This is a genomic window from Aeromonas bestiarum (assembly GCF_000819745.1).
Classification (GTDB): Bacteria; Pseudomonadota; Gammaproteobacteria; order Enterobacterales; family Aeromonadaceae; genus Aeromonas; species Aeromonas bestiarum.
Genome location: NZ_CDDA01000033.1, coordinates 59,310 through 66,270, shown reverse-complemented (window position 1 = coordinate 66,270; position 6,961 = coordinate 59,310). Strand labels below are relative to the sequence as shown.

Genomic DNA, 6,961 nt, shown 5'->3' with positions numbered 1-6,961 from the left:
TTTAGATAACGCACGCAGTGCGGTCTTTACCGGTTAGTGTGCTGATATGGCTCAGTTGGTAGAGCGCATCCTTGGTAAGGATGAGGTCCCCAGTTCGACTCTGGGTATCAGCACCAGTAAATATTAAAGCCTCCCAATCGGGAGGCTTTTTTGTATTCGTCTTTCTCAGTTTACCGAAATCTGTCTGGCATCGAGATAGAAGCGGGCCTGCCCCGAGGCTTCTATCTGGATAGCCGCGACCAGTCGTTCGTTGCGCTTGTATTCCCACTGTTTGTCGATCGAGGTCAACGGCGGCTTGTTGATACCCAGCGTCTGCAGATATTCGTGAAACAGACCAGCGCTGCCGATCTCGGTCAATCCTGCTTTCATCCCAATTAACTCCCTTTTATTGTTGCTGTTTATCAATAGTAGCAGTCTCATATGTATTCAATATGAACGCTTTTCTATTAAATTGATCCAAGCTAAGTTGTGGATTGGAAAAGGTAATCGGTGTCAGAAAAAGGAAGAAAAACATGCTGATAAAGAATGTGCGTCTGGCTGGCAGAGAGGGGTTGTGGCAGATCCTGTGTCAGGATGGCCTGATCCGGACCATAGCTCCCATGAGCCAGCTTCTCCTGTCTACCCGGGAGCTGGATGGGGAGGAGGGTCTGGCCATGGCCCCCTTTATCGAGCCTCATATTCACCTCGATACTACCCAGACCGCCGGGGAGCCGAGCTGGAACCTGTCCGGTACCCTGTTCGAGGGGATAGAGCGCTGGGCCGAGCGCAAGGCGCTGCTGACCCATGAAGATGTGAAACAGCGCGCCATCCAGACCCTGAAGTGGCAGATCGCCAACGGCATCCAGTTTGTCCGCACCCACGTCGATGTCTCCGATCCCAACCTGGTCGCCTTGAAGGCGATGCTGGAGGTTAAGGAGGAGATGAAGGAGTGGGTCGAGCTGCAGATAGTGGCCTTTCCGCAGGAGGGGATCCTCTCCTACCCCAACGGCAAGGCGTTGCTGGAAGAGGCGATCAGGCTGGGAGCCGACGTGATTGGCGCCATTCCCCACTTCGAGTTCACCCGGGAGTATGGGGTCGAAAGTCTGCACTACGTGTTCGATCTTGCCGAGAAGTATCAGGTTCTGGTGGATGTGCACTGTGACGAGATCGATGACGAGCAGTCCCGCTTCATCGAGACGCTGGCGACGCTCGCTTATGAGCGCGGCATGGGCCAGCGGGTGACAGCCAGCCATACCACCGCCATGCACTCCTACAACGGGGCCTATGCATCCCGCCTGTTCAGGCTGCTGAAGATGGCGGACATCAACTTCGTCGCCAATCCGCTGGTGAATATCCACCTGCAGGGGCGCTTCGATACCTATCCCAGGCGTCGCGGCATCACCCGGGTGAAGGAGATGCTGGAGGCGAACATCAACGTCTGCTTCGGCCACGACGACGTGTTCGATCCCTGGTATCCCATGGGCACGGCCAACATGCTGCAGGTGCTGCACATGGGGCTGCATGTGTGCCAGATCATGGGGTATGAGCAGATCAACGACGGCTTGAAGCTCATCAGCAGCCACAGCGCCCGTACTCTGAACGTGCAGGATCGCTACGGCATCGAGGTCGGCAAGCCGGCCAATCTGCTGATCCTGCCTGCCGAGAACGGGTTTGATGCGGTGCGCCGTCAGGTGCCGGTGCGTTACTCCATCCGCCATGGTCGGGTGATTGCCGAGACCCGGCCGGCCCAGACCTCGCTCCATCTGGATCGGACCGAACCGGTCGACTTTCGCCGGTGAGGCGGTCGATATCGATTAATTGCCCCGCTGTCCCCGCTTGCCGACATTTTGCATAATGTCGGCCTGATACTGTGGAGTCTGCCCTATGCAAACCTGGTTATATGTTGCGGCAGGCGGTGCCATCGGCGCCTGCCTGCGTTTTGGTATCGCCGAGCTGATGGCACTCTTGCTGGGACGCCACTTCCCCTATGGCACCCTGGTGGTCAATGTGGTCGGCTCTTTCATCATGGGTATCGCCTTTGCGCTCATCAGTCAGGGTCATGTGGTGGAACACCCGATGAAACCGCTGCTGATGGTGGGGATCCTCGGAGCTCTCACCACCTTCTCCTCCTTTGCGCTGGATACCGTGGTGCTGGCCCAGCAGGGCGCCTACCTGAAGGCGGTGCTCAATATAGGCCTCAACCTTTTCCTCTGTCTGGCCATGGTGTTGCTGGGCATGCAGTTGGTCGCCAGCCGGGTTTAAGGTGTCCGCACGCCATTGGCTCTGGTAAACTGGCGACCATTCTTTGCTCTATGGGTGTTTAAGGGATGTCAGAACAGACTACGACAACGCATTTTGGCTTTAAAACCGTGGCCGCGACCGAGAAGGAAACCCTGGTCGCCGGCGTCTTTCATTCGGTGGCAGCCAAGTATGATCTGATGAACGATCTGATGTCGTTCGGCATCCACCGCCTGTGGAAGCGCTTCACCATCGACTGCTCAGGTGTGCGCAAGGGCCAGAAGGTGCTGGATCTGGCCGGTGGCACCGGTGATCTGACCGCCAAGTTCTCCCGCATCGTCGGCGAGACCGGTCAGGTGGTGCTGGCGGATATCAATGACTCCATGCTCAAGGTGGGCCGCGACAAGCTGCGCAACCTGGGGGTGGCGAACAACGTCTCCTACGTGCAGGCCAACGCCGAGGCGCTGCCCTTCCCGGACAATCACTTCGATGTCATCACCATCGGCTTCGGTCTGCGCAACGTCACCGACAAGGACAAGGCGCTGGCCTCCATGTTCCGGGTGTTGAAGCCGGGCGGCCGTCTGCTGGTGCTGGAGTTCTCCAAGCCCGCCAGCGAGGTGATCGCCAAGCTGTACGATCTCTACTCCTTCAAACTGCTGCCGAAAATGGGTGAAATCGTCGCGAACGACGGTGAAAGCTACAAATATCTGGCGGAATCCATCCGCATGCACCCGGATCAGCAGACCCTGAAGGGAATGATGGAGAATGTCGGTTTTGAGCAGGTCGAGTTCTACAACCTGACCCAGGGTGTGGTTGCCCTGCACCGTGGTTACAAGTTTTAAGGTCGCCTATGCCGATGGATGCCATGGTCACCGCCGTGATCGAAACCAGCCTCAACCAGTTGCTGACGCTCGACAAGCAGAGTCAGGAGCGGTTGCGCAAGCTGACGGGCAAGGTGCTCAAGCTGGAGCTGCGTGAGCTCAAGCCGCTCTGGTTTGTCTTCTCCGATCGCCGGCTGGATGTGCTGGCCCGCCACGAAGGCGAGGCCGATGCCGTGCTCAGTCTGTCGCTGACGGCGCTGGGCCTGCTGAAAGACCCTTCCGCCCTGACTCGCTACATCCGTGAGGAGAAGCTGGATCTGAGCGGCGATCCCCAGCTGGTGCAGGCGTTCAGCGTCTTGCTGGGTGAGCTGGACATCGACTGGGAAGAGGAGCTGTCGCGCTATACCGGCGACGTGCTGGCCCACACCCTGTTCAGTGGTGCCCGTCAGGCGCGCCGCGTGCTGGGGCGCGAGCTGTGCCGCTCCCGCAGCCAGCTGGCGGAATACCTGACCGAAGAGATCCGCCTCGCACCCGGTCCGCTGGAAGTGGCTAGCTTCAACGACGATGTCGAGCTGCTGGCGCAACGGATGAAAGCGGTCGAGCTGCGGCTGGCCCGCTTCGAACAGCAGGTAGCCTGATGACCCCGAAGGAGTTCAAGCGCCTCTATCGCATCATCAGCATCCTGCTGGAGCAGGGCATAGATGAACTCGTGCCTGCCCGCTATCAGCCCTGGCCGGGTCGTCTGGCCCGCCGCAGCCTGTTCTGGCTCAAGAACAAGCAGCAGGGGCTGAGTCGCGGCGCCCGCATTCGCCTCGCCTTCGAGGCGCTCGGTCCCATCTTCATCAAGTTCGGCCAGATGCTGTCGACCCGGCGCGATCTGCTGCCGCCGGATATCGCCGAAGAGCTGGCCCTGTTGCAGGACAGGGTGCCACCTTTCTGCGGTCAGGCGGCGCGCCTCAAGATCGAGGAGAGCCTGGGCTGCTCTGTCGAGACCCTGTTCGATGACTTCGACGAGACGCCGCTGGCATCGGCCTCCATCGCCCAGGTGCACACGGGCCGATTGAAGGAAAATGGCCGCGAGATCGTCATCAAGGTGATCCGTCCAGACATAGAGCCGGTCATAGAGGCCGATCTGCGCCTGATGCAGACCCTGGCCCGCCTGGTCGCCCGCTTTGTGCCCCAGAGTGCGCGCCTGCGCCCCATCGAGGTGGTGGAAGAGTATCGCAAGACCATACTCGACGAGCTGAACCTGATGCGCGAAGCTGCCAACGCCATCCAGCTGCGCCGCAACTTCACCGGCTCAGATGCCCTCTATGTGCCCGAGGTGTTCACCGAACACTGCCGTGAGCATGTGCTGGTGATGGAGCGCATCTACGGCATACCGGTTTCCGACATTCCGGCGCTGGAAGCCAACGGCACCAACATGAAGTTGCTGGCCGAGCGCGGGGTGGAGGTCTTCTTCACCCAGGTGTTCCGCGACAGCTTCTTCCACGCCGACATGCATCCCGGCAACATCTTCGTCTCCTATGAACATCCCGACAATCCGCTCTGGATCGGCATCGACTGCGGCATAGTCGGCACCCTGAACCGGGAAGACAAACGCTACCTGGCCGAGAACTTCCTCGCCTTCTTCAACCGCGACTATCGCCGGGTGGCCGAGCTGCACGTGGAGTCCGGCTGGGTACCGCCAGACACCAAGGTGGACGAGTTCGAATTCGCCATCCGCACCGTGCTGGAGCCCATCTTCGAGAAGCCGCTATCCGAAATTTCGTTCGGCCACGTGCTGCTCAACCTGTTCAACACCGCCCGTCGCTTCAACATGGCGGTGCAGCCGCAGCTGGTGCTGTTGCAGAAGACATTGCTCTATGTAGAGGGGTTGGGTCGTCAGCTCTATCCCCAGCTGGACCTGTGGCAGACCGCCAAGCCCTATCTGGAAAACTGGATGCACGAGCAGGTCGGGCCGAAAGCCGTGTGGAATGCCATCAAGGAGAAGGCGCCATTCTGGGCGGAAAAACTGCCTGAATTGCCTGAGCTGGTCTATGAGACCCTGCGCCAGACCCGTCACCAGCAGCGCCACTTCGATCAGATGTTTGCCGATTTTCGCTGTCACAGCCGTCGACAGGGACAGGCTCGCTACCTCTTAGGGGTTGGAGCCAGCCTGCTATTGGCGGGTGTATTCTTGCTGACCCAAAAACAATACATTGAGTGGGGACAAATCAGCCTGGCTGGCACCGGTTTATGCTGGCTGTTGGGCTGGTTCAAGGCCCGCTCCCGCCAATAACGCACTCGTGCAGTTTGGCGTCAGTTTTGAAGAAATTACGGGCTGGTATCAGCATCGTGATCGTTAATAACACACTCGCATACCTTAGCGTCAATGTTGGACTTGGAGACATATCATGGGTGGTATCAGTATTTGGCAGTTGTTGATCATCGCAGTCATAGTCGTGCTGCTGTTCGGTACCAAGAAGCTGCGCGGGATCGGCGGCGATCTGGGTGCGGCCGTCAAGGGTTTCAAGAAGGCGTTGTCTGATGAGCCGACCGATGGCAAACCCGAGCAGAAAGATGCCGAGTTTCCTCCCAAGCAGCTGAACGAAGCGGCCAATAGTGCCGAGACCGCCAAGCAGAAAGATAAAGATCAGGCCTAAGCCATGTTCGATATCGGTTTCTGGGAGCTGGTTGTCATCGGTGTCGTCGCCCTGGTGGTGCTCGGTCCCGAGCGGCTGCCCGTGGCGATCCGTACCGCCAGCCACTGGATCAGGCTGATCCGCAGCACTGCCAACTCGGTCAAGTCCGAGCTGGAGCAGGAGCTCAAGTTGCAGGATCTGCACAACGACCTGAAGAAGGCCGAACAGTTGCAGATGAACAACCTGAGCCCCGAGTTGCAGGAGTCTATCGAGCAGCTGAAAGCGGCCGCACAATCGGTGACCCGCCCTTACGAACAGCAAAACACCATCCGCCCCGCCCCGGCCGTTGCCGAGGTGCAGGAAGATACATCCGAGCAACCAGCCGTGACGGTGGCTCATGACGAGGAAACCGCCATGATCCCTGTCCAGGGTGCAGAGCTGCGTGTCGAGCAAGGGGAGGTGAAGCCATGAGTCAGGCCGAACAACCCCTGATCACCCATCTGGTCGAGCTGAGAACCCGCTTGCTGCGGTCCATCTCGGCCGTCCTGCTGGTGTTCATCGCGCTGATCTATTTTTCCAACAACATTTATGACTTCGTGGCCCAGCCGCTGCTCAGTCAGTTGCCGGCAGGCACCAGCATGATAGCGACGGATGTGGCGACCCCCTTCCTGACGCCGATCAAGCTGACCCTGGTGGTCTCCTTCTTCGTGGCGATCCCCTATCTGCTGTATCAGGCCTGGGCCTTCATTGCCCCCGGTCTGTACAAGCATGAGCGGCGTCTCATCATGCCGCTGGTCGTCTCCACTGCCGTGTTGTTCTACAGCGGCATGGCGTTTGCCTACTACGTGGTGTTCCCGCTGGTGTTCGGTTTCTTCACCAGTACCGCGCCCGCCGGGGTGACGGTGGCGACCGACATCGCCAGCTATCTGGACTTCGTGCTCACCCTGTTCTTCGCGTTCGGGGTGGCGTTCGAGATCCCGGTGGCCACCATACTGCTGTGCTGGACCGGGGTGACCACCCCCAAGAGCCTGAGGGAGAAGCGCCCTTACGTCATCGTCGGGGTGTTCGTGGTCGGCATGTTGCTGACTCCGCCCGATGTCTTCTCCCAGACCCTGCTCGCCATCCCCATGTGGGCCTTGTGGGAGATAGGTCTGTTCTTCGCCCGTTTCTACGTGAAGGAAGAGGAGCAACAGGAACAAACGGAAGAGGGGAGCTGAGGCTCCCTTCCTCTTTTCATGCCCTCGTTCGAGGCGTATGGTGATGCCCCATTGAGTAGATGGTTTTCAAATACCTGATATG

General features: G+C 59.0%; 9 protein-coding genes and 1 tRNA gene. 9 read left to right on the top strand and 1 reads right to left on the bottom strand.

Annotated elements, in window-relative coordinates; all coding sequences use genetic code 11:
- The first annotated feature begins 40 nt into the window (after positions 1-40).
- Positions 41-116 (top strand) — tRNA-Thr (locus tag BN1118_RS17645).
- Between the two features lie 49 nt (positions 117-165).
- On the opposite strand, the gene BN1118_RS17640 is transcribed toward BN1118_RS17645, so the two are convergent.
- On the bottom strand, positions 166-420 hold the full coding sequence (locus BN1118_RS17640) for a hypothetical protein (protein WP_052449211.1): 255 nt from the start codon (positions 418-420) through the stop codon (positions 166-168).
- 92 nt (positions 421-512) lie between these two features.
- On the opposite strand from BN1118_RS17640, the gene BN1118_RS17635 reads away from it, so the two are divergent.
- The 8 genes from BN1118_RS17635 to tatC all read left to right on the top strand — a co-directional run bounded on the left by BN1118_RS17635 (position 513) and on the right by tatC (position 6,879).
- Complete coding sequence (locus BN1118_RS17635) at positions 513-1,778, top strand: cytosine deaminase (RefSeq protein WP_043557299.1); 1,266 nt, start codon at positions 513-515, stop codon at positions 1,776-1,778.
- Between the two features lie 85 nt (positions 1,779-1,863).
- On the top strand, positions 1,864-2,241 hold the full coding sequence (gene crcB, locus BN1118_RS17630) for a fluoride efflux transporter CrcB (protein WP_043135880.1): 378 nt from the start codon (positions 1,864-1,866) through the stop codon (positions 2,239-2,241).
- Positions 2,242-2,306: 65 nt separating this feature from the next.
- Positions 2,307-3,059: a bifunctional demethylmenaquinone methyltransferase/2-methoxy-6-polyprenyl-1,4-benzoquinol methylase UbiE gene (gene ubiE / locus BN1118_RS17625; RefSeq protein WP_042867354.1), complete on the top strand. Its 753-nt coding sequence runs from the start codon at positions 2,307-2,309 to the stop codon at positions 3,057-3,059.
- An 8-nt stretch (positions 3,060-3,067) separates the two neighbouring features.
- A complete protein-coding gene (locus tag BN1118_RS17620) occupies positions 3,068-3,676 on the top strand; it encodes a ubiquinone biosynthesis accessory factor UbiJ (protein ID WP_043135884.1) in 609 nt (202 codons plus the stop codon).
- Positions 3,676-5,319 carry a ubiquinone biosynthesis regulatory protein kinase UbiB gene (gene ubiB, locus BN1118_RS17615; protein ID WP_043557297.1) on the top strand — a complete coding sequence of 548 codons (1,644 nt, stop codon included), beginning with the start codon at positions 3,676-3,678 and terminating at the stop codon, positions 5,317-5,319. Before BN1118_RS17620 ends, ubiB begins: the two co-directional genes overlap by 1 nt.
- A 115-nt stretch (positions 5,320-5,434) precedes the next feature.
- A complete protein-coding gene (gene tatA / locus BN1118_RS17610) occupies positions 5,435-5,683 on the top strand; it encodes a Sec-independent protein translocase subunit TatA (RefSeq protein WP_043135785.1) in 249 nt (82 codons plus the stop codon).
- 3 nt (positions 5,684-5,686) lie between these two features.
- The gene (gene tatB / locus BN1118_RS17605) at positions 5,687-6,133 is read left to right on the top strand and encodes a Sec-independent protein translocase protein TatB (RefSeq protein ID WP_043557296.1); all 447 of its coding nucleotides are present in this window, start codon (positions 5,687-5,689) and stop codon (positions 6,131-6,133) included.
- Entirely contained in the window at positions 6,130-6,879 is a 750-nt protein-coding gene (gene tatC, locus BN1118_RS17600; RefSeq protein ID WP_042867359.1) for a twin-arginine translocase subunit TatC, read from the top strand. Before tatB ends, tatC begins: the two co-directional genes overlap by 4 nt.
- Positions 6,880-6,961: the final 82 nt, after the last annotated feature.